General features: G+C 55.9%; 22 protein-coding genes and 2 pseudogenes. 16 read left to right on the forward strand and 8 right to left on the reverse strand.

Going from position 1 to position 24,278, the window contains the following annotated elements; all coding sequences use genetic code 11:
• Positions 1–131 precede the first annotated feature (131 nt).
• From ACCD00_RS10665 to ACCD00_RS10680, 4 genes are read left to right on the forward strand one after another with little or no spacing between them, the layout of a single operon-like run.
• Positions 132–1,169, forward strand: a complete 1,038-nt coding sequence (locus ACCD00_RS10665; RefSeq protein WP_413424250.1) for an isopenicillin N synthase family dioxygenase — start codon at positions 132–134, stop codon at positions 1,167–1,169.
• A 28-nt stretch (positions 1,170–1,197) separates the two neighbouring features.
• Complete coding sequence (locus ACCD00_RS10670; protein ID WP_413424252.1) at positions 1,198–2,022, forward strand: MetQ/NlpA family ABC transporter substrate-binding protein; 825 nt, start codon at positions 1,198–1,200, stop codon at positions 2,020–2,022.
• A complete protein-coding gene (locus ACCD00_RS10675; protein ID WP_413424254.1) occupies positions 2,019–2,999 on the forward strand; it encodes a methionine ABC transporter ATP-binding protein in 981 nt (326 codons plus the stop codon). The genes ACCD00_RS10670 and ACCD00_RS10675 overlap by 4 nt, the downstream gene beginning before the upstream one ends.
• Positions 2,996–3,667, forward strand: coding sequence for a methionine ABC transporter permease (locus ACCD00_RS10680; protein ID WP_413424256.1), 672 nt, complete (start codon positions 2,996–2,998; stop codon positions 3,665–3,667). The genes ACCD00_RS10675 and ACCD00_RS10680 overlap by 4 nt, the downstream gene beginning before the upstream one ends.
• A 301-nt stretch (positions 3,668–3,968) precedes the next feature.
• Here ACCD00_RS10680 and ACCD00_RS10685 read toward each other — a convergent pair.
• Positions 3,969–4,202 (reverse strand): annotated as a pseudogene (locus tag ACCD00_RS10685) (transposase domain-containing protein); the annotation flags it as partial.
• 176 nt (positions 4,203–4,378) lie between these two features.
• On the opposite strand from ACCD00_RS10685, the gene ACCD00_RS10690 reads away from it, so the two are divergent.
• From ACCD00_RS10690 to ACCD00_RS10710, 5 genes are all read left to right on the forward strand, one after another.
• Entirely contained in the window at positions 4,379–5,647 is a 1,269-nt protein-coding gene (locus ACCD00_RS10690; RefSeq protein ID WP_413424258.1) for a cystathionine gamma-synthase family protein, read from the forward strand.
• Between the two features lie 136 nt (positions 5,648–5,783).
• On the forward strand, positions 5,784–7,220 hold the full coding sequence (locus tag ACCD00_RS10695; RefSeq protein WP_413424260.1) for an amino acid permease: 1,437 nt from the start codon (positions 5,784–5,786) through the stop codon (positions 7,218–7,220).
• A 51-nt stretch (positions 7,221–7,271) separates the two neighbouring features.
• Positions 7,272–8,162 carry a LysR substrate-binding domain-containing protein gene (locus tag ACCD00_RS10700; protein ID WP_413424262.1) on the forward strand — a complete coding sequence of 297 codons (891 nt, stop codon included), beginning with the start codon at positions 7,272–7,274 and terminating at the stop codon, positions 8,160–8,162.
• An 18-nt stretch (positions 8,163–8,180) separates the two neighbouring features.
• Positions 8,181–9,569 (forward strand): threonine synthase, encoded by a 1,389-nt coding sequence (gene thrC, locus ACCD00_RS10705; protein ID WP_413424264.1) that lies wholly within the window; start codon positions 8,181–8,183, stop codon positions 9,567–9,569.
• The gene (locus ACCD00_RS10710; protein WP_413424266.1) at positions 9,566–10,003 is read left to right on the forward strand and encodes an Lrp/AsnC family transcriptional regulator; all 438 of its coding nucleotides are present in this window, start codon (positions 9,566–9,568) and stop codon (positions 10,001–10,003) included. Before thrC ends, ACCD00_RS10710 begins: the two co-directional genes overlap by 4 nt.
• A 315-nt stretch (positions 10,004–10,318) precedes the next feature.
• On the opposite strand, the gene ACCD00_RS10715 is transcribed toward ACCD00_RS10710, so the two are convergent.
• Positions 10,319–10,708 carry a MerR family transcriptional regulator gene (locus ACCD00_RS10715; RefSeq protein WP_413424268.1) on the reverse strand — a complete coding sequence of 130 codons (390 nt, stop codon included), beginning with the start codon at positions 10,706–10,708 and terminating at the stop codon, positions 10,319–10,321.
• Positions 10,709–10,782: 74 nt separating this feature from the next.
• Between ACCD00_RS10715 and ACCD00_RS10720 the strand changes: the two genes are divergently transcribed.
• The 4 genes from ACCD00_RS10720 to ACCD00_RS10735 all read left to right on the forward strand — a co-directional run bounded on the left by ACCD00_RS10720 (position 10,783) and on the right by ACCD00_RS10735 (position 15,887).
• Positions 10,783–11,862, forward strand: a complete 1,080-nt coding sequence (locus ACCD00_RS10720) for an SDR family oxidoreductase (protein WP_413424270.1) — start codon at positions 10,783–10,785, stop codon at positions 11,860–11,862.
• A gap of 325 nt (positions 11,863–12,187) precedes the next feature.
• Entirely contained in the window at positions 12,188–13,087 is a 900-nt protein-coding gene (locus ACCD00_RS10725; protein WP_413424272.1) for a DMT family transporter, read from the forward strand.
• A 328-nt stretch (positions 13,088–13,415) separates the two neighbouring features.
• Positions 13,416–14,456 carry a homoserine dehydrogenase gene (locus tag ACCD00_RS10730; RefSeq protein ID WP_413424274.1) on the forward strand — a complete coding sequence of 347 codons (1,041 nt, stop codon included), beginning with the start codon at positions 13,416–13,418 and terminating at the stop codon, positions 14,454–14,456.
• 12 nt (positions 14,457–14,468) lie between these two features.
• A complete protein-coding gene (locus ACCD00_RS10735; protein WP_413424276.1) occupies positions 14,469–15,887 on the forward strand; it encodes an aldehyde dehydrogenase family protein in 1,419 nt (472 codons plus the stop codon).
• A gap of 284 nt (positions 15,888–16,171) precedes the next feature.
• Here the strand turns inward: ACCD00_RS10735 and ACCD00_RS10740 are convergent, their stop codons facing one another.
• The 3 genes from ACCD00_RS10740 to ACCD00_RS10750 all read right to left on the reverse strand — a co-directional run bounded on the left by ACCD00_RS10740 (position 16,172) and on the right by ACCD00_RS10750 (position 19,583).
• The gene (locus ACCD00_RS10740) at positions 16,172–17,371 is read right to left on the reverse strand and encodes an MFS transporter (protein ID WP_413424278.1); all 1,200 of its coding nucleotides are present in this window, start codon (positions 17,369–17,371) and stop codon (positions 16,172–16,174) included.
• Positions 17,372–17,457: 86 nt separating this feature from the next.
• The gene (locus tag ACCD00_RS10745) at positions 17,458–18,480 is read right to left on the reverse strand and encodes an alpha/beta hydrolase (protein WP_413424280.1); all 1,023 of its coding nucleotides are present in this window, start codon (positions 18,478–18,480) and stop codon (positions 17,458–17,460) included.
• A 53-nt stretch (positions 18,481–18,533) separates the two neighbouring features.
• Positions 18,534–19,583 (reverse strand): NAD(P)-dependent alcohol dehydrogenase, encoded by a 1,050-nt coding sequence (locus ACCD00_RS10750; protein ID WP_413424282.1) that lies wholly within the window; start codon positions 19,581–19,583, stop codon positions 18,534–18,536.
• A 165-nt stretch (positions 19,584–19,748) separates the two neighbouring features.
• Here ACCD00_RS10750 and ACCD00_RS10755 point away from each other — a divergent pair, with 165 nt between their 5' ends.
• Positions 19,749–20,666: an AraC family transcriptional regulator N-terminal domain-containing protein gene (locus ACCD00_RS10755; protein ID WP_413424284.1), complete on the forward strand. Its 918-nt coding sequence runs from the start codon at positions 19,749–19,751 to the stop codon at positions 20,664–20,666.
• A 99-nt stretch (positions 20,667–20,765) separates the two neighbouring features.
• On the opposite strand, the gene ACCD00_RS10760 is transcribed toward ACCD00_RS10755, so the two are convergent.
• Together ACCD00_RS10760 and ACCD00_RS10765 are read right to left on the reverse strand one after the other, a co-directional pair.
• The gene (locus tag ACCD00_RS10760; protein WP_413424342.1) at positions 20,766–20,975 is read right to left on the reverse strand and encodes a hypothetical protein; all 210 of its coding nucleotides are present in this window, start codon (positions 20,973–20,975) and stop codon (positions 20,766–20,768) included.
• A gap of 347 nt (positions 20,976–21,322) precedes the next feature.
• Complete coding sequence (locus ACCD00_RS10765; protein ID WP_413424286.1) at positions 21,323–21,856, reverse strand: tautomerase family protein; 534 nt, start codon at positions 21,854–21,856, stop codon at positions 21,323–21,325.
• A 73-nt stretch (positions 21,857–21,929) separates the two neighbouring features.
• Between ACCD00_RS10765 and ACCD00_RS10770 the strand changes: the two genes are divergently transcribed.
• Positions 21,930–23,006, forward strand: coding sequence for a GlxA family transcriptional regulator (locus ACCD00_RS10770; protein ID WP_413424288.1), 1,077 nt, complete (start codon positions 21,930–21,932; stop codon positions 23,004–23,006).
• Between the two features lie 9 nt (positions 23,007–23,015).
• Positions 23,016–23,117 (forward strand): annotated as a pseudogene (locus ACCD00_RS10775) (antitoxin); the annotation flags it as partial.
• Between the two features lie 136 nt (positions 23,118–23,253).
• Here ACCD00_RS10775 and ACCD00_RS10780 read toward each other — a convergent pair.
• Entirely contained in the window at positions 23,254–24,222 is a 969-nt protein-coding gene (locus ACCD00_RS10780) for an endonuclease (RefSeq protein ID WP_413424290.1), read from the reverse strand.
• Between the last annotated feature and the right edge of the window lie 56 nt (positions 24,223–24,278).

The following is a 24,278-nucleotide window of genomic DNA, read 5'->3' on the forward strand; positions in this document are numbered from 1 at the left end:
GTCCAAAAAACAACCTGCGTCACGCCTGAGAAGCGAACCTAAGCTAATGCTAAAAAGATATTTATTACTACTTTTTAAGAACGTTTAGCTTCAAGCAAGGATTACAGGTTCAGTCAGACATGGAGTGAAACATGGCGCACACACGGGGTATCACCTCCTTACCGACTCTTGATCTGTCATTGCTCGATGGCACTGCGGCACAGCGTCAGGGGTTTCTTGACGATCTGCGTCATGCGGCACGGGATGTGGGCTTTTTCTACCTGACCGGCCATGGCATTGATACTGATTTATTGAAACAGGTGCAGAGCCATGCCCGTCAATTCTTTGCGCTGCCGGACAGCGAGAAAACTGCCGTCGGCATGATCAATTCCCCACATTTTCGCGGTTACAACCGCGCGGCGTCGGAGATCACTCGCGGTAAACCCGATTTACGCGAGCAGTTCGATCTGGGTGCAGAAAGGGACGCATTATCGCTGGTTGAAAACAGCCCTTACTGGGCACGCCTGCAAGGCCCCAATCAATGGCCAGCCGCGTTGCCGGCGCTCAAGCCATTGTTGCTGGATTGGCAGCAGGCCATGACCGGAATGTCGCTGCGCTTGCTCCGGGCTTTCGCCCAGGCGTTGTCGCTGCCGCAAGAATCTTTCGATCAGTTGTACGGCGATAAGCCCAATGAGCACATCAAGCTGATGCGGTATCCGGGGCAGGTGCCAGACGAAAGCAATCAGGGCGTGGGAGCGCACAAGGATTCAGGTTTCCTGAGTTTTCTGCTGCAGGATCATCAAACCGGTTTGCAGGTGGAAATCGAGGAGGGGCTTTGGATCGATGCGCTGCCTCGGGACAACACTCTGGTTGTGAACATCGGTGAATTGCTGGAGCTGGCCACCAACGGCTATCTGCGCGCCACCGTGCATCGCGTGCTGTCGCCGCCCGAGGGCAGTGAGCGTTTGTCGATCGCCTTTTTCCTCGGTGCGCAACTGGACGCGGTGGTGCCGCTTTACCCCCTGCCGCCGGAGCTGTTGCGCGAAGCACGGGGCCCGGCGAGCGATCCCGACAATCCGTTGTTTCGCGACGTGGGCTGGAACTACCTCAAAGGTCGCCTGCGCTCCCATCCCGATGTTGCCCAGCGATTTTACGGGGATGTACTGATCCCCAACGCACTCAGCGCCTGACCCTTTTACTCGATCAAGGATTACGAACATGTTCAAGAAGACAGGATTGACCCTGGCGGTACTGGGCGGGCTGGTTGCGTCTCTCAGCGCATTGGCACTGGAACCATTACGCGTGGCGGCAGACCCGGTGCCTCATGCGCAGATTCTGGCGTACATACAAAAAATCGACCCGCAGTTGAACCTCAAGGTGATCGAGATCCCCAACGGCGTGAACTCCAATGAACTGCTGGCGCACGGTGATGTGGACGCGAACTACTTCCAGCACTTGCCGTATCTGAAATCTCAGGAGCAGGCCCTCGGCGAAAATTTCGCGGTGGCTGCAACGGTGCATATCGAACCGTTGGGGATCTACTCCCACCGACACAAAAGTTTCGACCAGGTACCACTAAAAGGCACGGTGGCGGTGCCGAATAACGTCACTAACCTGAGTCGCGCACTGTACTTGCTTCAGGACAATGGCCTGATCAAACTCAAGGCCGGTTTCAACGACCCGGCCACTGACCAGGCAACACCCAAGGACATCGCCGAAAACCCGAAGCAGCTGAAAATCCTCGAAATCGAGTCGCCGCAGATTCCTCGCGCACTGGAGGATGTCGATCTTGCGGTGATCAACGGCAACTACGCGCTGGACGCCGGTCTGGCTCCGGCCAAAGATGCGCTGGGCCTGGAAAAGGCCGATGGCAATCCGTACGCCAATATCCTCGTGACCACGCCAAAGTTGCAGGACGACCCGCGTATCAAACAGCTGGCCAAAGACCTGACGTCGCCTGAGGTGGCCAAGTTCATTACCGACACCTTTGCCGGTTCGGTCATTCCGGTCGACCCGGTAACCGTGGCGGCCAGCAAGCCATGATTGTCGTCGAGCAGTTGAGCAAAACCTACTGGCCGGGGCAGGCACCTGCGTTGGACAACGTGTCCCTGAGCATTTCCGACGGTGCGATCTACGGGATTCTGGGGCGCAGCGGCGCAGGGAAATCGACGCTACTGCGTTGCCTCAATCTGCTCGAACGACCAAGTTCCGGGCGTATTCTGCTGGACGGTGAAGACCTGACAGCCCTGTCCGACCTCGAACTGCGACGACAACGCCAGCGCATCGGCATGATCTTCCAGGGCTTCAACCTGCTGCATTCACGCAACGTGTTCGACAACATCGCGGTGCCGCTGGAAATCGCGCGCGTCGATAAAGCGCGGCGCCATGTACGGGTCAGGGAGCTGCTGGAGCTGGTGGGCTTGAGCGATAAAGCCCGGGCGTTTCCTTCGCAGTTGTCCGGTGGGCAGAAACAACGGGTTGGCATTGCCCGTGCGTTGGCGGCGCGACCGGCTTATCTGCTGTCGGATGAAGCCACCAGCGCCCTCGACCCGGAAACCACGGCTTCGATTCTTGAACTGCTGCGCGATATCAATCGGCAGCTGGGGTTGACCATCGTGCTGATCACCCACGAGCTGGACGTGGTCAAGTCCATATGTGATCACGCCGCTTCACTGGCCCATGGCCGGTTGGTCGAGGCGGGGCCGATCGCGCAGTTGTTGAACAACCCGGACTCCAGCCTGGGCCGTTCACTGCTGCCGGGTTACTGCGCGCCTTTGGGCAAGGATGCACAAACCCTGGATTTGAGCTTTTTCGACAATCTGCTGGCCACGCCGGTGCTCAAGGAGTTGGTGCAACAACAGGGCGTGGAGTTGAACCTGCTGGCCAGTGGCGTCGAGTCTGTTGGAGGGCGCAGGGTAGGGCGGTTACGCGTGGCTTTTCGGCAGCCCGGTGAGGAGCTGAACCTGACGCGGGTGGTGGACTTTCTGAAGCGGCGTGGCGTCAGGGTGGAGCGTTCATGAACCGGAATATCGACTGGAGCGAAATCGTTCAACTGGTGCTGAACGCAACCGGTGAAACCCTGTACATGGTGCTGCTGGCGGGCATTTTTACCCTGCTGATCGGCTTGCCCCTTGGCGTGTTGCTGTTCATCAGCCGCCGCGGTGGGTTGTACCCGATGCCCAGACTCAACAAAGGCCTGGGCGGCTTGGTCAATCTTGGTCGCTCGTTACCGTTCGTGGTGATGCTGATCGCGTTGATTCCGCTAACCCGTCTGGTAGTCGGCACGACGTTGGGGAGTACTGCCGCCGTGGTGCCCATCACGATAGGCGCCTTTCCTTTTTTTGCCCGAATTGTCGAAAACGCACTGGACGAAGTCGATAAGGGCCGCATCGAAGCCATCCTCGCGATGGGCGGTGATATTCGACATGTGATTTTTAAAGTGCTGCTCCCCGAAGCACTGCCAGCGTTGCTCGCGGGCATCACTTTGACCCTGGTGATGTTGATCGGATTCTCATCCATGGCCGGGGTTATCGGGGGAGGCGGGCTCGGAGACCTGGCGATTCGCTACGGTTACCAGCGTTTCAATAACCAGGTGATGGTTGCGACCGTGGTGGTGCTGGTGATTCTGGTTCAGAGCGTGCAAAGCCTTGGTGATCGGCTGGTGAGCTCATTGGCTCATCGGCGATGACTTCTTTCGGAATCCAGCTGTGCAGCTGGGCGACATGACCAGGCTTCACTGGACTCGCTCCCATTGCAACTGCTGGCGCCGTTGGTCGATCCCGATATCATGCAGGGCGTAGATCACGAATGTAGATAACGCTATGCCAGGATTGTCATTCGCCGTCAGAATTTTGTTCGCATGCTGCCTTTTAGTCGCAACCGCTAATCACATCCGTGCGGACGTTTCGTATTACGTCGCATTGAAGCAACAGTGGCTGGAGCCGTTCTACCTGTCGCAGGTAGCTTTCCTTATCGTAGTATTTCTACTCTCACCCATCGCTTGGAATGGCCCTGTTCGGGAAGTAGCGCTCACCAATCCAGTCCGGCTGTGATTCGCTCCATTTATGAGGTAGAAGCGCTTCGATCTCACTCGCCCGCTGCGTCGGAAGGCGCATCGGCACATCTTTGAGATAGGCATACGAATCATGCCCATTCATGTTCGCCGACTGGATCAGCATGATTGCCGCCGCCCGTTTTCCGCTGCGTAGCGATCCAGCAAATAGTTGGTGAGGACTTCTCAGCCAGTAACGGTTTGACACTCTGTCACTCGCATCCAGCCATTAAAAAAAGCACCCCTTACTCCCGGATATCATGATTTTTCACAAGCATGAGCCTTCCATATAGTCCTCCCAAGCCCACTTGGAACACGGTTGTGTTTCCCTTGATGCGAGACAACTTTATGGAAAACAAGAAACGCGCCGTCCAGGCTTCAGAGGTTGGGATGGGGACTCGAGTCGTATGGGGAGGAGAGCAGGTTCAACATCCCTACAATGCGACCCAGACACCCATCGTGGTCAGTGCCGCCTATGGCTATGACGATATCGATAAGTGGTATGACGTGGCATTGGGGAAGGAGCCCGGCTTCATTTACAGCCGGATGAGCAATCCCACTGTCTCTGTCCTGGAAGATAAACTCTGTGAGCTCGAAAACGCAGAGTCGGCTGTAGCTTTCAGTACCGGAATGGCCGCAATCAGCGGTGTACTACACACCTTCCTATCCAATGGGCAGCGTGTGATATCTACACGCGACAGCTACGGTGGTACGAACAAGATTTTCGAGGAGTTTCTTCCTCGCATGGGTGTGGAGGTAACCCTTTGCGATACGCTCGACACTGTGGCACTTGAGCAGGAGATCGCTAAAGGCTGCAGCGTCCTGTACCTGGAAACACCCACGAACCCAACGCTGAAAATCGTTGATATTCGGCGCCTTGTGGCAGCGGCGAAGCGAGTGGGCGCTTTGGTTGTTGCGGACAATACATTCGCGACGCCTCTGAATCAGAATCCGCTCGCTTTAGGCGTTGATGTGGTTGTGCACAGCGCGACCAAATTCCTGTCCGGTCATGGTGATGTGCTCGGTGGTGTGGTCTGCGGCGCCGAGCATTTGATGTCTCAAGTTCGCCATTACCGCGAAATCAATGGTGCCTCGCTGGATCCTTTTTCGGCGTATCTAATCATCCGGGGCATCAAGACTCTGGCTCTGCGCCTTCGCCAGCAACAGGCGAGCGCGAAGCTTTTGGCCGAGTACCTCTGTACCGAGCCGCTGGTCGAGTCTGTGAACTATCCGGGGTTGCCTCAACATCCAGGTCATGACATCGCTCGTTCGCAAATGAACGGATTCGGAGCCATCGTCAGCTTCGTGCTGAAAGGTGGCATGGACACAGTGACTCGTTTGCTGCCGCTGCTCAGATTTGCGCATCGGGCGGGTAATTTGGGCGCTGTCGAGACCATCTATGGGCCGGCTCGGACGACCAGTCACGTGGAAAATACCTTGGAAGAACGTCAGGCACTTGGAATTTCCGAAGGTTTGGTTCGAGTGTCCGTAGGTATTGAAGATTCAGCAGATTTATTGGCTGACCTAAAACAAGCCTTCGCTTTAGTGCGAAGTAAACAAGGTGATGCAAGCCTTAACGCTGACAGTGCCCAACGTTTCATTGAGGTAGAAGCCTGAATACGGGCAGGACTTTCGATATTCATCTTAAGCCCTTCATGAAGAATGAAAATAATAAAATCCTGCGACGACAAAACTGTACTGCCCAAAAGCCGGTTACAAGGCGTTTGTCCGCACATTTCATGAGAATAAAACTATGTCCACGCATATCGAAGATAATCAACCCGATCCAAACTCGCGTTTCAAAAAGGAAATGCAAACACGCCACATCGTGATGTTGGCACTGGGCGGTGTGATCGGTACGGGGTTATTCCTTACCTCCGGTTACACGGTTAATCAGGCAGGGCCACTCGGTGCAGTGATCGCTTACATCATCGGTGCAGTGATGGTGTATTTAGTCATGGTCTGTCTCGGTGAGTTGGCTGTACAGATGCCGGAAACCGGATCTTTCAGTAGCTACGCAACGCGATACCTGGGCCCAGGCACAGGCTACACAGTGGCCTGGCTTTACTGGCTCACTTGGGCGGTAGCTATCGGTTCAGAATTTACGGCTGCGGGCATACTGATGGTTCGGTGGTTTCCTGATACACCGGTCTGGATTTGGAGTGCGCTATTTGCCATTGCAGTTTTCTTGAGCAATGTTGTCTCTGTTCGGTTGTTTGCGGAGACTGAATTCTGGCTTTCGCTGATTAAGGTTCTGACTGTTATCACGTTCATTGTGATCGGCGGAGCGGCAATTTTCGGTCTTTTTCAAGTACAGAGTTTGCAGGGAGCGGGACTTTCCAACTTCACACGTGAGGGGCTTTTCCCCACCGGGTTCTTACCCATTGCAATGACCCTCCTGGCTGTTTCCTTCGCATTTTCCGGAACCGAGCTGATCGGGATTGCGGCAGGTGAAGCGCAAGATCCACAAACTAGCGTGCCCAAGGCAATCCGCACGACAGTGGTACGTTTGGCGCTGTTCTTCGTGGGGACAATTTTCGTCCTTGCGACGTTACTGCCACGAGAACAAGCGGGGCTCGTAGAAAGTCCGTTCGTGATGGTGTTTGAGCTGATTGGCATCCCATACTCTGCCGACATTATGAACTTCGTCATTCTCACGGCACTGATTTCCGCCGCTAACTCGGGGCTGTATGCCGCATCGCGCATGCTGTGGACATTGAGCGATCAAGGACATATGCCCAAGCGCTACGCCAGGCTCTCCAGTCGGGGCACACCGGTGAACGCCATCGTTCTTAGTATGGCGGGTGCAGTGGCTTCTCTGCTCAGCAGTGTGTTTGCCCCTGATACGGTTTACTTGGCCTTGGTGTCCATTTCCGGTCTGGCGGTCGTAGTCGTGTGGATGAGCATTGCCGCAAGCCAGATCGCGTTCCGTCGTCAATACGTCGCGAATGGCGGACGAGTTGAAGACCTGCATTTCCGCGTGCGTGGCTACCCATGGGTGCCTATCGGTGCACTGTTGTGTTGTCTGCTGGCCTGTGTGGGTATCGCTTTTGATCCTGAGCAGCGAGTGGCGCTTTACTTCGGTCTCCCCTTTATCGCGTGGTGTTATTTCGTTTACTGGATCACTCGTAACAAGAGAGCAGAGCGGTTGGCTTTAGCCGCAGCTGCTCATTCCTCTAGCACCGCGTGAATTTCTCAGGCAATGATTGAGCATAGATAAAACCCTGATGAGGTTGCGCCGATGAGTCAAAAGTCACTACCACCCTTGAACTGGTTGAGGGCATTCGAAGTATCGGCGCGTTATTTAAACTTTACCCACGCGGCGGATGAGCTCCATTTGACTCAAGGGGCTGTGAGTCAGCAGATCCGTCAGTTGGAAAGTCACCTCGGTGTGGCGCTGTTCAAGCGCTTACCTCGAGGGCTTGGCTTGACCGAGGAAGGGCAGTCGTACCTGCCTGTCGTACAAGACGCGATCAGTCGCCTGGCAGTCGGCACAAACGAGATTTTCGGCCAGCACAATCGAAGACATTTGAAGGTGCGCGGCAGCCTTTCCTTTCTTCACTATTGGCTGGCCCCCCGACTCGCAGATTTTTGTCGGGAGTATCCCCAGATTGATATTCGATATATCAGCAATATTTGGGTGAAAGAACCGGACGGCGAGGATGACCTGGAGATTCGCTGGGGATGCGGTGAGTGGTCGGGCTTGCACGCTCAGCGATTGACTTGGGACATCCTTCAGCCTGTTTGCTCCCCAGAGCTCATGGCCAGCTCACCCATACATGAGCCTCGCGACTTGATGAACCATTCTCTGCTTCATGTGCTGGGGTACGAAGAAGGTTGGGGTTACTGGTTGAAGCGAGTCGGAGCAGACGACGTCGACTATTCCCGTGGCCTTCAGTTTGACACGCTGATTTCCACGATCCGCATGGCCGAATTGGGGCAGGGTGTTGCGCTGGCACGGTCTTCCGTGGTCGAGGATCTGCTTAAGAGTGGACAATTGGTTGCGCCATTCAATCACCGAATCGAGGCAAGCGAATCCTTTTATCTGGTGCACGAACAGAACGAAGTGCTATCGCCTGATGCCGCTAATTTTTCTACCTGGCTGGTGGCTCAAGCCCATCGCCTTTTGTAAAACTGATTTGGAGTTGTCATGCATTATGTAAGCACTCGCGGCGGCGACATGCGTGCTGATTTTCGCAGTGTGGTTCTGTCGGGGCTCGCCGAAAATGGTGGTCTCTACGTTCCAGCCAGTTTGCCTGTCTTCACCGAGAAACAGATTGCCAGCTGGTCGTGGCTGCCGTTTGATGAGTTGGTGTGGCGAGTGGTTTCGCCTTTTGTTGGCTCTTCCATAGACGAAAGCACCCTGCGTGCCTTGCTCAGTGACAGCTATCAACAATTCAAGCACCGCGCTATTACGCCGCTTGAACAGATCGGGCATAACGAGTGGATACTCCAGCTGTTTCATGGCCCGACTGCTTCTTCCAAGGATTTCGCCGCGCAATTGCAGTCGCGCCTGGTCAAGCATTTTCTGCAGGAGGTCGGTAAAGAAGCATTGGTAGTCGGTGCAACTAACGGTGATACCGGCGTCGCGGCGCTTGAAGCCTTTGCTAACTGCCCGGCCGCCCGCATGGCGATACTGTATCCGCGCGACGGGCTTGCGCCAGAGCAACTCAGTGCCTTGCAGGCAGCCGACCCGCAGTGGGTTCAGCTGTTTCCGGTTGACGGTAATTTCGATGATTGCCAGACGCTGGTCTCCCGACTCTTGCGTGAGTGGCCATTGGACGGAGTGTTGCCGGTCTGTTTCAACTCGACCAATTGGATCGGCGTCCTGGCCCAGATCGTTTTTTACTTCCACGCGGCATTGCAACTGGGCGGCGGTTCGCGTCCCGTTGGCTTTAGTGTTCCAGCTGCCAGTTCGGCCGAGATCTACGCCGGCTACATTGCGCAGAAAATGGGATTACCCATCAATCAGGTGATCATTTCCACCAACAGCAATGATGCCCTGCACCAGTTTTTTCATTGCAATCGCTACTCCACCCGGATGACTGATCGAACAGTGTCGCCGGCGATGGACTTCTCGCTGTTTTCCAACCTGGAGCGGTTTATCTGGGAAATTTACGAGCACGATGGCTGCTCAACAAAAGCGCTGATGGAGCATTTTGAAAATTGCGGAGAAATGAGCATCGGCAACCAACAATGGCTGCGTGCCCGAGTACTCTTCGACTCCTATGCGGTAGACGAATCCCAGGTGCGCGATGAGGTGGTCGAGCTGTACCGAGAGACAGGCTCGGCCATTGATCCTCACACCGCTGTAGGTGTATTGGCCGGCAGACTTCATCGACGCAGCCTGGGCGCGCCGATGGTCACCTTCGGGCAAATTGCGCCAGCCAAGTCAGCGGCGCTGTTGGCCGAATTGGGCGTCTGGCAAGCAAGCGCTCCGAGCACTGTTGAGGTGCGCGCGCAACCACCGTACCTGGCCAAGGGCGATCTGGACGGTCTGTGCCAGGCTCTTCGTCTGGCGCAGCAGAGGCTTGTATGAAGCGCATTCTCGATTCGTTGGACGAACGCATACTGGCCGAACTTACCGCCAATGCGCGAATAGCCCATATCGAACTGGGCGCCAAGATCAACTTGTCGCGCAATGCGGTGCGTCAGCGCATCGAGCGGCTTGAGCGCGACGGTGCGATCCAGGGCTATACGGTACTTCTCGGTGAGTCGCGGCGGCCTGTGTCGCTCATCAGCGCGGTGATCTTTGTCTACCGCTACGACCGCATGCGTGGCGAAGAAGTCCTGACTGCGCTGCGCTCCATTCCCGAAGTCGTGCAATGTGAAGTACTCAGTGGTGAGTTCGATTTAATGCTGCGTGTGAATGCCGCCACACCTGAACGTGTCCATCTCGTGTGGAAGGAAATCGCGGCCATGCCAGGGGTGGAAAACACCGTGACATCGTTTGTCCTTTCTGCGGTGTTTTGACAACTGAGTAACTGCATTGACCTGACCAGCCATTTGCATCGGGCCTGACCAGCACGCTTCGTAGTCTTGACCATCAGAGAATGACCCAAAGCAGACATCATGTGTCTAGCAAATCCGGAGCAATTCATGCCGATGCGGCGGCCGAGCGAGATTATCGAGTTGCTGCGGCATAGATAAGCGCCCGTTTAACCACGCAAGGTCTTTTGGGCGGACGCTTACTGTCCAGGGCCAGGCCACAAGGTTTTAGAAAATGCGTAAGCGATGGGCTTGAAACTGGAAGCAGGCTGCAGCCTCCGTTTCCCGGATGCTGACAGTTCAGTTGGAAGAGTTGTTCAGCTGCTGAAGCTCAAGTTGCTTGGCAGCACTGGCTTCGAGGATTGCACGCTCTTCATCCAGATACCGATAAATGCTTTGGAAGTTGGCGATTTTCTGTTTGATTTCTGCCATCTTCTTTTCAATCAGCTTAGCGCCGTCAGCACAATCGATCAGCTTGTTCCGCTGCGCATCCAGAATCTCGCCTATTTCCCCCAAGGAAAACCCCATGCTTTGCGCGCGCTGGATAAAGTCCAGATCCTGCAGAGTTTGCGCTGTGTAAACGCGATATTTGTTAGTTTGCCGCAGCGGTGAGATCAGGCCGATTTGCTCGTAGTAACGCAGCGTATGGCGGCTGGCGCCGCTGCGGGCCTCGAGTTCGCCGATTTTCATGAAAACACCGCTTGACTATAGAGTTGGGTCGATAGTTTACGCTTGATTTCTCACCTTAAACAAGGAGCAGGGAAATGAGCGTGGAGTGCTTTGTCACGGGGGGTACCGGCTTCATCGGTCAACATTTGGTGGCGTACCTGAGTGCAAAAGGTCACACCATTCGGGTGTTGATGCGTCGCCCAGAGCGACTGGCTGCACTGCGGGAGCAAGTCGACAATTTGGGAGGGTGCGCAACCCGGGTATTTGCCGTAGCCGGCGATCTGGAACGGGACAACCTCGGGCTGAGTCTTGCTGACCGAGAAGTGCTAAGGCACGCCAGAGTCATATTCCACCTGGGCGCCCACTTCGCATGGGGGCTTTCAGTGGAGCATTCTCGTGCGGTGAATGTGGAAGGGGCAAAGCGCGTGGCGCTGTTGGCGGCTGAGCAAAAAAGCCGGTTAGTGATGATCGGCGGCTACATGCTGAAAAATCATGAACATCTGCAACGCATCGGAATTGATCCTCGGTATCCGGAGCTGACGAATTGGCCTGCCGTCTACCGGCATGTCGGTGGTTACGAGGGGAGCAAGCTGGAGGCGCATTTTGCGACCCTGGAGGTCATGTCCGCCAAAGGCGGGGAGATTACCGTTGTCCACCCCGCGACGGTTTGTGGCCACAGCCGCACGGGGCATATCCTTGACGGTCAGCCGCTGGTAGAGCTGATACGCAACCTTGTGCAGGGAAAGCTGACTGCAGTGCCCGGTACCGCCGAGCACTGGCTGCCACTGGTCACCGTGGATTACCTGGTTGAGCTGGTGGCGGTTTGTGCTTTTGATCCTGCCATGGTGGGCCAGGAACTGCTGGCGCTTGATGAGCAAACTCCCAACTTGCGAGAACTCCTGGTACAGGTGGCACAACCTTTAGGCTTAAAGTCTCCCAAGCACTACATTTCACTCCGATTGCTGAAGTTGCTACTGAGTATTCCTCCCCTCGCGCGGTTTTTGAATACAAAACCCGAAGCCTTGGACTTTATCCAGACCACTCGTTTTGATACAGCGGCGGTCGAGCAATTTGCCAACAGGCATGGAATAGCCAAACCGGATATACGTCAGTCTTTGCAGCACACTGCAACGTTCGTCTACTCATATTGCATAGCCAAGGGCCAGGCCCTCTGACTCTCCCTTGGGGGCGACAAAGTCGTTAGCCCCGATTAAGTGGACTTTCCTAAGGTAAGCAATGCGGATTCATCAACTTGGAAGTGCAACCATCGTGCTTGAAATCGACCCTTGTCGAGTCATGTTGATCCTATGCCGGGAGAACAGGGTGCACAATCGCCTCTAGCTTGGGGGGTATGTTTAATTAACACTCAATCGCCTCAGCCATCCGCTTGAGCACTAATAAATACTGGGGTTGGTGGGATCTTCGTATCCTCAAACTTTGCGCCGTCGATGTAGGGCGGCATTCTATCGAACGACAATTCAGCGACAGGGATCGTCATCAATGCAATCTACTTTCAGCAAAGGCGTCATGTTTGCACTCTCCGCTGCGGCACTGAACGCAACGATCGGTGTACTCAGCAAAGTCCTCATGAGTAATGGCTTCACTGCCAGCAGTGTGGCTGTCATCAAAACCGTACTTGGTTGCGTGCTTCTCTCGATCTTACTGTTTTTCCTCAAGCGCCCGGCGTCCACGGCCAAATGGACTCAGGCGGCTATCTGCGCCTTCCTGGGCATCTTCGTGCTGTTCCATTTCGAAACGTCCGCCTATCGACACTACGCTGCGGCAGGTGTGGTGGTGGTGCTGATGGCCAGTGCCTCGATTTCCTCGATCATCCTGGGGCGCATCTTCCTCAAGGATGCCATCACCGCGAACGCTACCTTGGGCGCCGCACTGGCTATCGCCGGGATCGCGGTGATCTTCGGCGGCGACCTGCAGCAGGGCTTTACCCTGCAAGGTGCTGCGCTCGCCTCCATGGCCGGCTGCGGCTATGGGGCCTTTTCGGTTGCCATGAAGCGTATGGGTGTGTCGGGGGGGCTGCACTTCACCCGACAATTGTTGTTCTTTGGCAGCCTGTACCTGCTGATGCCGGCTGCGGCCGATGGTTTCGCGATGCGCGAGCTGTCGCCGCTGGTGATCGCCGCGCTGCTGGCGCTGGCCGCGCTGCCGACCATCCTGGGCTTCTTCTGCACCACCAAGGCCATCGAGTATCTCAAGCCATCCCAAGTGCAAGCGCTGGAGCTGACCGAGCCACTGTTCGCCGCGCTGCTGGCGTTTGTGGCGCTCAATGAAGTACCGCGCGAAAGCCTGTACGCGGGAGCGGCACTGATCATCGTCGGCCTGTGTTTCTCCAATGAGCTGGTCCGCTTGGGCAGCAAAGCATCCGTCCCTTCGACCGAGTGAGCTATTTTCGGATCCTGATTACTTCAGCAATCAGTGGTTTTTCAGTGTTTTGAGCGACTGACCGCTTCTGGCCGCTTTCTGCCCGTCGCCGCTACCGGCGGCAATGGGCAATTCTTTGCCGATCATGGTTACGAAGCGTGCTGGTCAAATCCGATGCAATCGGTGGTCAGGTCGAATGCAAGCGGGTGATCATGCGAAGTGCAATTTCGCAGACAACATCGTGCTTGGGCAAAACGCCCAATTAATACAGCACTCTGCCATATTCAACTGCCAAAGCCCGGCTCTTAAGCTGTTCCTATCGAACAACATCAATATAGGAACAGCGGTTATGACTGAGTACAAAATTGCCTTGGTAGGGTTTGGTGGCGTGAACCGTGGCTTCGCCCAATTGGTCGCCGATCGTAATGCCGAATGGAAAGAGGCCCTGGGCTTCACTATCAAAATTGTCGGTGTCACCGATCTGTTCCTCGGCTCCATCGTTGCCAAGGACGGTCTGGATGCAAAGCTGTTGGTTGCGCTGCCGGTTGAGAAAGGCGCACTCGCTCAACTGCCCGGCGGCAATGCCGAGGCCTTCAACGAAACCGTGATCAAGCATTCCGGTGCAGACATCATCGCTGAGGCCACTTTTACCAATCCGGTGGATGGCGAGCCTGCAACTACCTTTTGCCGCTGGGCCTTGGAAAGCGGCACTCATGTAGTGACCACCAATAAGGGGCCTATTGCGCTGCACGGTGCCGAACTCAAGGCGTTAGCCCGTCGCAACCAGGTCGCTTTCGAATACGAGGGGGCGGTGATGAGTGGCACCCCCGTAATTCGTCTGGCCAAGCAGGCCTTGGCGGGCGCCAATGTGCAAGGCTTCGAAGGCATCCTGAACGGCACTTCCAACTACGTGCTCACCCAGATGAAAGACGGCCTGGCGTTCAACGATGCCGTCGTACAAGCGCAACAGCTTGGCTACGCCGAGGCAGATCCAACCGCCGATGTGGAAGGGTTTGACGTACGCCTCAAGGTGGTGATCCTGGCCAACGAACTGCTCAATGCACGACTGAATGTCAGCGATGTAGCGTGTTCGGGGATCAGCAATATCAGCGCGCAAGATATTGCCCAGGCAAGTGCCAATGGCGCGAGCTGGAAACTGATTGGCTCAGCCGATCGTGAAGCAGATGGCTCAGTTCGAGCGAGTGTCGAAGCTCGGTTACTGTCGAACTCACATCCTCTTGCCGGAATCAGCGGTGCTACGAATGCGGTGTCATTCAATACCGAACTGCTGGGAGCTGTCACAGTGTCCGGGCCTGGGGCAGGGCGTATCGAGACGGCCTTCGCATTGCTGTCGGACATCGTCGCCATCCACACCGCCCACGGCAAATAACAGGAGATAGTCATGAGCGTATCCAGCATGGCCAGTATCCAGCTTGTTGAAGCCAAACAGATTGATGTGTTCAGTCCATTCGATGGTCGCTTGGTAGGGAGCGTCCCTTGCCTCGATGCAGCCGCAGTTCCTGGCTTGATGGAACGCGCGCGAATCGGCGTACGCGAGAGTGCGGCAATGCCTCGTCACCTGCGTGCGCGCATTCTTGAGGACGCGGCCCGGCGTGTAGAGCTTGAGGCTGAAGCGTTTGCCAAACTCATTGTTGCAGAGGCGGGGAAGACGCTGCGACAAGCAGAGAAGGAAGTGAAGCGTTGTGTGAACACGCTGAAGCTATCGGCGCAGGAGGCTCGTCGTAACGCCGGGGAAGTGATTCCATTTGGGGCTTATGAAGGATCGGAGTCGCGTCAAGGTTGGTTCACGCGGGAACCGTTGGGGCTTATCGTCGCGATCACTCCCTACAACGATCCACTGAATTTGGTCGCCCATAAACTCGGCCCGGCAATCGCCGGTGGCAATGCGGTGATTTTGAAACCTTCGGAACTCGCGCCGTTGTCTGCTCTCAAGCTCGTTGAGTGCTTGGTGGAAGCGGGTCTTCCACCCTCTGTGATTACCCCGGCTACTGGTGGCGTCGACTTGGGTAAAGCATTGGTGGAGGTTCGCGAAGTTCGGATGATTTCCTTTACGGGTGGTTTTGCCACGGGTGAGGCCATTGCTCGTAGTGCAGGGTTGAAGAAGCTGGCAATGGATCTGGGAGGAAATGCCCCGGTTCTTGTGCTTGAAGATTGTGATATCGAACCGACCGTGGAGTCCTGTGTGTCTGGTGCCTTTTGGGCAGCAGGGCAGAATTGCATCGGCACTCAACGCATCCTTATACACAGTTCAATTTATGAGGACTTCCGTGAGCGTTTTGTCAGCCAAACGCGTGCCCTGGTAGTGGGAGATCCTGATCAGCGAGCAACGGATGTAGGCCCGATGATTACGGAACAGGCGGCCCGTCGTACCGAACAACTGGTAAATGAAGCACTGGCCGAGGGGGCCGTTCTTCTGTGTGGACACCATCGCCAAGGGGGAAGCTATGCGCCGACCGTGCTTGAGCATGTGAGGCATGGCAGTACGATTTGGCAGCAGGAAGTCTTCGCGCCGGTGGTTATCCTGGAGCCTTTTGACCATCTGGAAGACGCTATTGCTCTGGCCAACGCTCCTGAGTACAGCTTGCATGCGGGACTCTTCACACGTGATCTTTCCAAAGCCTTGAAATTGGCGCGGCAAATTGAAGCGGGTGGCGTGATGATCAATGATTCTTCCGATTATCGTTTCGATGCCATGCCTTTCGGTGGTTTCAAGTACGGAAGTTTGGGGCGCGAAGGTGTTCGGTTTGCGTATGAGGATATGACGCAGCCTAAAGTGGTCTGCATCAGCGAGCTGGATTAAACGTACGAAGTAAATTGCCATCGGTTCACATCGGGTGGACGCTTTTATCTGACGCCCGATGTCCCCTGTGTTAAAAATGGAAGTAGATCGCACGAACTTACATGGAAGTGCACGTCCGATGCTTGGTGAGATATCCTGACCTCAACTGTAAAACGGTGAACGGACAACTTCTTTGGTTCACCCTATCTAACCTACTTGATCCGCAGGCGGGCCGTCACGTCCTGACTCCGAGCGTATGCTCGACCGAAACCACAAGACATGCAATGCCGTGCCTTGTGGTTATTTCAAGCGATGTTCACCACCGCAAGAGACTCTCGCGATGCTGCGCGTGCAGCCAGGTAGGCAAGAACGGCCGCCGCGCCCAGCAAGGTGGCGCTCAACTCGAAGGTCGCTCGATAGCCGCTCAAGTCAAAGACCAGCCCGCCAACGGTTGCGCCAGACGCGATTGCCAGTTGGATGATCGCCACCATTAACCCGCCTCCTGCTTCGGCAGCGTCTGGCAACGTTCTCGCCAGCCATGTCCACCATCCTACGGGCGCTGCAGTCGCAACCAGTCCCCATAGGCCTAGCAAGACAGTCGTGGTGGCCGCCGAGCTACCGAATGAAACAAGCGCCAGTGCAATCACCGCCATCAAGATCGGGATGACGATGAGCGTTCGATGCAGGCCGTTTTTCAAGAACGGTTCAATCAGGAAGGTTCCCGCGAGGCCCGCCAGACCCAGCACGAGCAACACCAGCGACAGCATGGAAACACTGACGTGCGTGACCGTTTCAAGGAAGGGCCGCAAATAGGTAAACAGCATGAACTGACCCATGAAAAAGACGCTGACCGCCACCATGCCTAACGCGACCGGTAGGCTTTTCATCAACCTGAAGACGTTTCCAGTGCCTGAGCCGCTGTGCGATTTCATCGCTGGAAGACTTAACGACAACCAGACACCGGCGACTATCGCGACTGGGATGACGCACAAGAATGCACCGCGCCAGCCAATCAAGGCACCGAGAAAACTGCCTAATGGCGCTGCAATCACCGTCGCCAAAGCGTTGCCGCCGTTGACGATTGCCATGGCCCGTGTGACCTGATCATCAGGTACCAGGCGCATGGCCGTCGCCGCCGATAATGACCAGAATCCACCGATTGCCACTCCGATCAGTGCTCGTCCGACCATGAAGACCCAGTAGTTCGGCGCGAACGCGACCACTGTTCCGGAAAGAATCATCATCAGTGTCAGTGAAAGAAGTAGTGCTTTACGGTCAACCCGTGCCGCCACCAGCGGGATAAGAAGGCTGGTGAACAAGGCAAACAGCCCCGAAACGGAGATCCCCTGACCGGCTTGCCCCTCGGTGATATGCAGATCTGCGGCAATCGGTGTCAGCAGGCTGACGGGCATGAACTCCGATGCCACGAGCACGAAGGCGGCGAGCGACATGGCGAATACGGCACCCCATGATTTATGGGGCACTGGGAGGAGGTGATCAGTCATTGCTTGAATCCTGTATTGCGCGAAGCGTCGTAGCCCCGAGGGCGAGGCTACGAGAGAACCGATGTCCGGTCAGGGCACAGACCGGGCTACTTCAGATTGCTTTTGAAAAACGTGGTCAACTTGGTGAATGGAATGAGGCTGACCCGGTCGTAAAGATCCACGTGTCCGGCATCAGGAATAATGAGCAGCTCTTTAGGCTCGGCAGCCCGCTGGTAGGCATCCTCACTGAACTCGCGTGAGTGGGCTTGGGCACCAGCAATAAACAGCAATGGGCGCGGGGAGATAGTCTCGATGTCATTGAATGGATAGAAGTTCATGAACTTCACGTTGCTGGTCAGCGTCGGCATGGTGGTTGTCTGTGGCGTTGCGCCTGCCGGAGTGACCTCACCTCGTGGGGTGCGATAGAAGTCGAAGAACTCGTCGCCTACTTCGTTGCCGGTCAGTTTGAGCGGCGTGCCGCCGGTGTAGCGGATTTCGCCACCCTGGAATTCCGCATAGCGTTGCTCGGACGCTTCGCGAATGATCTGCTGGCGTTGTTCGAGAGTCACGGCGTGTTTGAGTCCGTTACGGTTGGCCGCTCCCATGTCATACATGCTGACGGTGGCGATTGCCTTCAGGCGTGGATCTATCTTGGCCGCGCTGATGGCGAAGCTGCCACTGCCGCAGATGCCGATGACGCCAATACGCTCACGGTCGACTATGGGTCGAGTGCCGAGAAAATCTACGGCGGCACTGAAGTCTTCTGCGTAGATATCTGGTGAGACTGCCTGACGAGGTGTACCTTCGCTCTCACCCCAGAAAGACAAGTCCAGCGACAGTGTGACAAAGCCCTGCTCGGCCATTTTGGTGGCGTACAGGTTTGCGCTCTGCTCCTTCACTGCCCCCATGGGGTGGCCGACGATAATGGCGGCATTTTTCGCTTTGGGGTTGAGTCCCTTCAAGGTGAACAGGTTGCCCGCCACCTTCATACCGTATTGATTTTTGAAGGTGACCTTTTCAACGGTCACTTTCTCGCTTTTGTAGAAGTTGTCCGCGCCGTTGGACATATCGGCTCCCATTGAGGAAAAAGAGGTAACGAGCAGCCCCAGGGCTAGCAAAATTCCTTTCACTGGATATTCCATTCGATTGCATGGTTGTTCGCTGGAGTTTTTGACTCAGGCGTTTAGTCAGCCAACGTGGCGTTGTCGATTACAAAGCGGTACTTGACGTCGCCCTTGAGCATTCGCTCATAGGACTCGTTTATCTGATCGGCTCGAACCAGTTCGATGTCGGCGACGATGCCGTGCTCGGCGCAGAAATCCAGCATCTCCTGGGTCTCGGGAATGCCGCCGATCATCGAGCCGGCAATTGTTCGGCGCTTCATGATCAGGTTGAATACGTTCGGCGACGGATGTGGCGATGCGGGCGCTCCGACGAGAGTCAGTGCGCCATCGCGCTTGAGCAGCACCAGGAAAGCATCGAGATCGTGCGGGGCTGCGACGGTGTTGAGAATGAAGTCAAAGCTCTTGGCATGCGCGGCCATTTCTTCGGCATTGCGCGACACGACAACCTCGTCGGCGCCCAATTGCTTCGCCGCCTCGCGCTTGGACTCTGAGGTAGTGAACGCAACGACGTGGGCGCCCATCGCATGCGCTAGTTTGATGCCCATGTGGCCCAGGCCACCGATGCCCACCACGCCGATTTTCTTGCCTGGCCCAGCGTTCCAGTGACGAAGCGGGGAGTACGTGGTAATGCCCGCACACAACAGCGGCGCGACGGCTGCCAATTGGTCTTCGGGATGGCGGATGCGCAGTACATAGCGTTCATGCACCACAATGTTTTGCGAGTAGCCGCCGAGTGTCCAGCCGGGTACGTCCGGGGTCGGGAAGTTGTAGGTGCCGATCATGCCGTCGCAGTAGTTTTCCAGACCCGTGGCACAGTCGTCACAGTGTTTGCAACTGTCGACGATGCAACCGACGCCGACCAGATCGCCGACTTTGAAACCCGAAACATGCGCGCCTACTGCCGATACGCGGCCAACAATTTCATGCCCAGGTACGCAGGGAAATTGCGTGCCTGCCCACTCGGCACGCACCTGATGCAGATCCGAATGGCAGATACCACAAAAGGCGATATCGATCTGAACATCATGGGCGGCGGGTGCACGGCGGCTGATCTGCAACGGCTCAAGCGGTTTGTCGCCCGCGTGAGCACCATAGGCTTGTACAAGCATGGGAAAGTCCTGAATGGCGGTGTCGGATGATCATTTTCCGGCTCTGCCCAGAGACTCTGTAGAGCATTCCGCTTGATTACTTGCCTGATCCTATGAGTCTTGGCTTTTTTGCAGGACGGTCGCCAGCTGGCGAGTTAGAGTTCAGCGAAGAGGTACAAGACGAACATGACGATCAAACACGAAACCGCAGCTGCATACACATCCCCCCAAGAAGCGCTTGCGCATACCATTGGTGCTCGGATCTCAAAGCCTGGTGACTGCGCTACTTCGATTGCTGGCCTGGGCTTTTATCGGCGTGAGCATCCTTCTCCCCCCGTCGTTTGCATGGTCGAGCCGAGCATCATTCTTGTCGCTCAGGGCCAGAAGCAGCTGTGGGTAGGTGGCGAAGGTTATCCGTATGACACGTCGCGATTCCTGGTCACGTCATTGGACTTGCCAGCCAATTCAGAGGTGCTTGTTGCAAGCCCGGAAAAGCCATGCCTGGGGCTGACTTTGAAACTCGATCTGCGCATGCTGGCTGAGCTGATAGCGCAAAGTGACCTGCCACCAATCCGGGATCGATCAGATGCGAAAGGGGTAGGAATTGGTTCAGTGACCCTGGCAATGCTGGCGTCATTCGAGCGCTTATTGGCACTGCTCGATGAGCCGGAGTCCATCCCTGTTCTCGCACCCTTGATCCAGCGGGAGATTCACTACCGTCTCTTGCAGAGTGATCAGGCGGGCCGACTACGACAAATCACATCCGTCGATGGCCAGGGTTACCGGATCGCCAAAGCCATCGATTGGCTGAAGTTGAATTACACCTTGGCGCTTCGCGTGGAGGAACTGGCTGCCCGAGTACAGATGAGCACGCCGACGTTTCACCACCACTTCCGCCAACTCACCGCAATGAGTCCCTTGCAGTACCAGAAATGGCTGCGATTGAATGAGGCGAGGCGATTGATGCTCAATGAACACCAGGACGTATCGAGCGCGGCTTTCAAGGTCGGCTATGAAAGCCCGTCGCAGTTCAGTCGCGAGTACAGTCGACTGTTTGGCGTACCCCCCAAGCGGGATATTGCGGTATTGCGAGGGCAGGGGTAGCGGCATAAATGCACGCCTGAGCGGTGTTTGAACGGAGAGATTGTTTGCTGGTTGAGAAACTGTCGACTGTCCGCTCTTTCCAACACCCTGAGGCAAACATCACTCCGGTGTCATGAGCACCGCGAGCGTCATATTGATGAACTCTTCATTCCTACTGATGGCCTGCAGAGCACCTCGAACGCTCTCGGCTACGTCATTTGATCCGGGCTGTTCAACCCAATTCGTGAGTTCCATGATGGCGGCCTCAAGGGCAAGCTGGTTTTGATTGATCTTGAATAGCAGGGATATGCTGGACTGAGCTGCGACAATTTATGACAGGGCACTGTGATTCTCTGCTTGAGGGCAGAGACTTCGCGGGAGGTGGGAGGGCAGGTCGTGTCAAATCATTCAGTGTACGAGTCAATGCATGCCCATAGCTAAGCTGTGGGTGACGTAAATGGAGAGGTCGCTCCTTCGGGCCAATGGGCCCGGCTCACCAAATCAGCCGAGCATCTCCTTAATGATGGATGCAACATTCCTGGCATCGTCGATCCCTCGGTGATAGGTACCCTGCTGGTCAATGCCTTTCATGTCGGGTTCTCCATCGATTGTATGAAGGTTGTCAGCGAGCATAGGCATCCTCTCTCGTCCCGCTGAATAGAACACGAGGAGCGTTGCTACGACTTGGCAACTCCAGCACTAGCGGCATCAACAGCGGCTCCTAGCGTGATGCGTGCCTTTTCGCGCCGTCTGCGCGCGAGTCGCTCCTCGCCGCCGCTCCGTTCGGACTCACCGGCCAGAAGTGCATGAATGTCGGGCAGCGTGTAAATGGCGCCACGACTGCCCCACGTACCCTCCGGAATTTCCGTCGGGAAGACCCAGACGCGCGGGGCAACCTCTTCGAGCAGTCGGTTCTCGGCGCGAGCCACCGCTTCCGTGACTGCTTTAACCAGTGCTCGGCGAGACTCGTCCGTGTATTGCCCCTCAGGCGCCGAAGGAATGATCCGGTAGCGCACCGCTTTCGAAGGTTCTCCGCCGACGAATACTGCAGCGGGTCGATGCAGATGGAACACAGATACGCTCTGAGCAATCGGATTGCTCGGATCATATCCTTCCGCTTTGATCAGAATGTCAGTCAATTCTTTAACCAGGCGTGCTTCCGCTTCAGGCGTCAAGGCATCTTCCGGCCACAGTGCGTCGATCATTGGCATGGTGCCATTCCCTCTTCAGGTGTTTTGGTTTGGTAATCATCGGGCTTTACGAGACAACCAGGGAGTGGCAGCATTGCCATTATTCGAGGAATTTAAGACATTCACGGAAATGATCACAATCCGGATCTGGGTCTACGACGGAATTCTGGCATCCGGCGTCGCGGGCCCCATCGACGTCCTCAGCGCCGCCAATCATCTTATTGCGCGCGAGGCTGCGGGCAGGCCCGGCGCTTTACCCATGTTCGCATGGAGCGTGGAATCGCTTGACGGACAAGCGGTAAAGGCAGCGTCGGGCCAAAGCATTTCGGTGGACGGCAAAATCGATCCACGCAAACGCGCAGACGCCGTTCTGTTGACAGCCCCGTTTGTTTCGAACATGGATGAGTTCATCGGCCGCCATGAGCAGTTGAATGCGCTGTCTTCGGCGCTACGGCATCAACACAAGGCGGGCGCCGTACTGGCCACATACTGCACCGGCAACTACCTGCTTGCCGAGGCAGGCTTGCTGGACGGCCGAGTCGCTACGACACACTGGGCCAAGGCGGCTGATTTCGCCCGACGCTATCCGCGTGTCGAACTTCGGGCCTGGGAAGTCCTGACCGGGCAAGATGGGATTATCTCGGGTGGTTCAGTGACATCGTATCTCAACCTCGCCGTGCGGCTGGTCGAAATGTTCGCCGGTGAGAAGTTTGCCGCGATGACCGCCAAGTCGCTATTTATCGACATGAACCGGACTTCTCAGGTTTCTTACGCGAAGCTTCTCGACGAACACGGGCATTCCGATTCGCTCGTCGCGCGAGCTCAACAGCGCATGGAGACGACACTTCAGCAGAGGTTTCTGCTGAGTGAACTCGCCGCCTGGCTCGCTGTTAGTGAACGGACGCTTAACCGGCGTTTCAAGCAAGCAGTAGGCCTGGCGCCATTGGCGTATCTGCAGAACCTGCGCATCGAAGTCGCTAAACAGTTGCTGGAATCAAGGCCCATCGGCATCGATGAGGTCAGCCAGCGCGTCGGCTATGGAGACGTCAGCACATTTCGGCAGCTGTTCAAGCGCAAGACCGGTCTCTCGCCGAGCGAATATCAAATGCGATTTGCGCGCGCTTCCTTGGTAGACGATATAGAACGCGAGTCGTACAGCACTGTTGATTGACAATCTCGAGGGCTTTGTTCGAAACGGCCCTTGGAGATGCTCGGGACGAGAGTAGAAACTGAAGCTGTCCTCGATCTGATCGGTCGACTAGAGAGGGGAGTGGTTGTTTGAGCTTCATCGCGCCACACCTGGCAGTGGAAGCTGACGCTGATTGTTGCTATCGCTCCTTTGGGCCCGTGAGGCCCGGCTCGACGTAATGCTTTACCGAGCCGGAAACCCCATAGCGTTCCGCCAATACAAGATCGCGCTACTTGCAGTTGCCTGCCTTTCGATATCCCGCTGCCTGAGCTTCAGATTCTGAGGTGAAGGAAACCTGATTCTTTTCGGACACCTGACCATAACCAGGACACCCCATAGAGAGGTGATAGACCTGACTCTTTCGGTTGCCAATGATCGAACCTACTCCGGTCGCGCTTGCTAGGGTTGGCTGGGCGGCTACTCGCGGAGGATTAACAGGAACGGCGCTAACCACCCCATCACCAACCGCCTTGTATCCTTGCGACCATTGACGCTCGCCAGTTACAAATGGATTGGAGTGCCCCATGATTGCTGCAATGCGTCGATCCCGCTCTTTCTCCCAAGGCGAAACCGGGTATTGCTTGTCCCAGGCCATCAGTAGCTGTTGCTGCTGACGAGACATGCTCAGTTTGTATCTGTCGAACATGTAAAAGGTAGTCCTCGCGACCAGCCCTTTGACCTCATCGCGCGGTTCCGCAGCCCGTTGATCGAAATCAACCCGCGTCTTGCACTGCCCATACTGCGGCGCTACCCCAGAGGCCATCCCGTAATTGAAATTGCTGCGGTCGCCATTTACCTCCCCAACAGATGGGTAGAGGTTGAACAGATCAGCTTCCATCGCTCGGAATACGGGATCATCATCCACGCAATGTTCTCGGCCACCGTTCTGCCAGCATTGGCGTTGGTTACCGAATGTCCAGGCAGGAACGATGTGTTCCCATTCAGTCCGTTCCGCGCGGCTCTGTTGTTTCCTGGTTTGATAGCCGCAAGACTCAGCATCAATCCGGCCACCTGACTTACCTACCCATGTCCATTTGCAGCCGCAATACAGCTCGCCCATGGCACTGTTCGCCTGGTCGAGGTAGATCTTTTGCTTGGCGATGACCTTGGCTTCGGAAAAGGTCGATGGAGGGCTTGAGAAGGCGGGGGTGATTACTGAGAAGGTCAGCAGCGCTACTACGGAAAGCAGTTTTTTCATTGGAAAGCATTAGCCAATTAAGGGCGCGCATTGTACTCACGACGCCCACGCCCACT

It is taken from the genome of Pseudomonas sp. Pseusp3 (assembly GCF_047304225.1).
In the GTDB taxonomy this organism is placed as follows: Bacteria; Pseudomonadota; Gammaproteobacteria; order Pseudomonadales; family Pseudomonadaceae; genus Aquipseudomonas; species Aquipseudomonas fluorescens_CD.

What these genes read in the sequence shown, in the direction of transcription:
- thrC (WP_413424264.1), top strand. Translation starts at nt 8,181, where the DNA reads ATGCATTATGTAAGCACTCGCGGCGGCGACATGCGTGCTGATTTTCGC.
- ACCD00_RS10730 (WP_413424274.1), top strand. Translation starts at nt 13,416, where the DNA reads ATGACTGAGTACAAAATTGCCTTGGTAGGGTTTGGTGGCGTGAACCGT.
- ACCD00_RS10690 (WP_413424258.1), top strand. Translation starts at nt 4,379, where the DNA reads ATGGAAAACAAGAAACGCGCCGTCCAGGCTTCAGAGGTTGGGATGGGG.
- ACCD00_RS10700 (WP_413424262.1), top strand. Translation starts at nt 7,272, where the DNA reads ATGAGTCAAAAGTCACTACCACCCTTGAACTGGTTGAGGGCATTCGAA.
- ACCD00_RS10675 (WP_413424254.1), top strand. Translation starts at nt 2,019, where the DNA reads ATGATTGTCGTCGAGCAGTTGAGCAAAACCTACTGGCCGGGGCAGGCA.
- ACCD00_RS10710 (WP_413424266.1), top strand. Translation starts at nt 9,566, where the DNA reads ATGAAGCGCATTCTCGATTCGTTGGACGAACGCATACTGGCCGAACTT.
- ACCD00_RS10735 (WP_413424276.1), top strand. Translation starts at nt 14,469, where the DNA reads ATGAGCGTATCCAGCATGGCCAGTATCCAGCTTGTTGAAGCCAAACAG.
- ACCD00_RS10715 (WP_413424268.1), bottom strand. Translation starts at nt 10,708, where the DNA reads ATGAAAATCGGCGAACTCGAGGCCCGCAGCGGCGCCAGCCGCCATACG.
- ACCD00_RS10765 (WP_413424286.1), bottom strand. Translation starts at nt 21,856, where the DNA reads ATGCCAATGATCGACGCACTGTGGCCGGAAGATGCCTTGACGCCTGAA.
- ACCD00_RS10755 (WP_413424284.1), top strand. Translation starts at nt 19,749, where the DNA reads ATGACGATCAAACACGAAACCGCAGCTGCATACACATCCCCCCAAGAA.
- ACCD00_RS10670 (WP_413424252.1), top strand. Translation starts at nt 1,198, where the DNA reads ATGTTCAAGAAGACAGGATTGACCCTGGCGGTACTGGGCGGGCTGGTT.
- ACCD00_RS10665 (WP_413424250.1), top strand. Translation starts at nt 132, where the DNA reads ATGGCGCACACACGGGGTATCACCTCCTTACCGACTCTTGATCTGTCA.
- ACCD00_RS10740 (WP_413424278.1), bottom strand. Translation starts at nt 17,371, where the DNA reads ATGACTGATCACCTCCTCCCAGTGCCCCATAAATCATGGGGTGCCGTA.
- ACCD00_RS10750 (WP_413424282.1), bottom strand. Translation starts at nt 19,583, where the DNA reads ATGCTTGTACAAGCCTATGGTGCTCACGCGGGCGACAAACCGCTTGAG.
- ACCD00_RS10695 (WP_413424260.1), top strand. Translation starts at nt 5,784, where the DNA reads ATGTCCACGCATATCGAAGATAATCAACCCGATCCAAACTCGCGTTTC.
- ACCD00_RS10720 (WP_413424270.1), top strand. Translation starts at nt 10,783, where the DNA reads ATGAGCGTGGAGTGCTTTGTCACGGGGGGTACCGGCTTCATCGGTCAA.
- ACCD00_RS10680 (WP_413424256.1), top strand. Translation starts at nt 2,996, where the DNA reads ATGAACCGGAATATCGACTGGAGCGAAATCGTTCAACTGGTGCTGAAC.
- ACCD00_RS10725 (WP_413424272.1), top strand. Translation starts at nt 12,188, where the DNA reads ATGCAATCTACTTTCAGCAAAGGCGTCATGTTTGCACTCTCCGCTGCG.
- ACCD00_RS10780 (WP_413424290.1), bottom strand. Translation starts at nt 24,222, where the DNA reads ATGAAAAAACTGCTTTCCGTAGTAGCGCTGCTGACCTTCTCAGTAATC.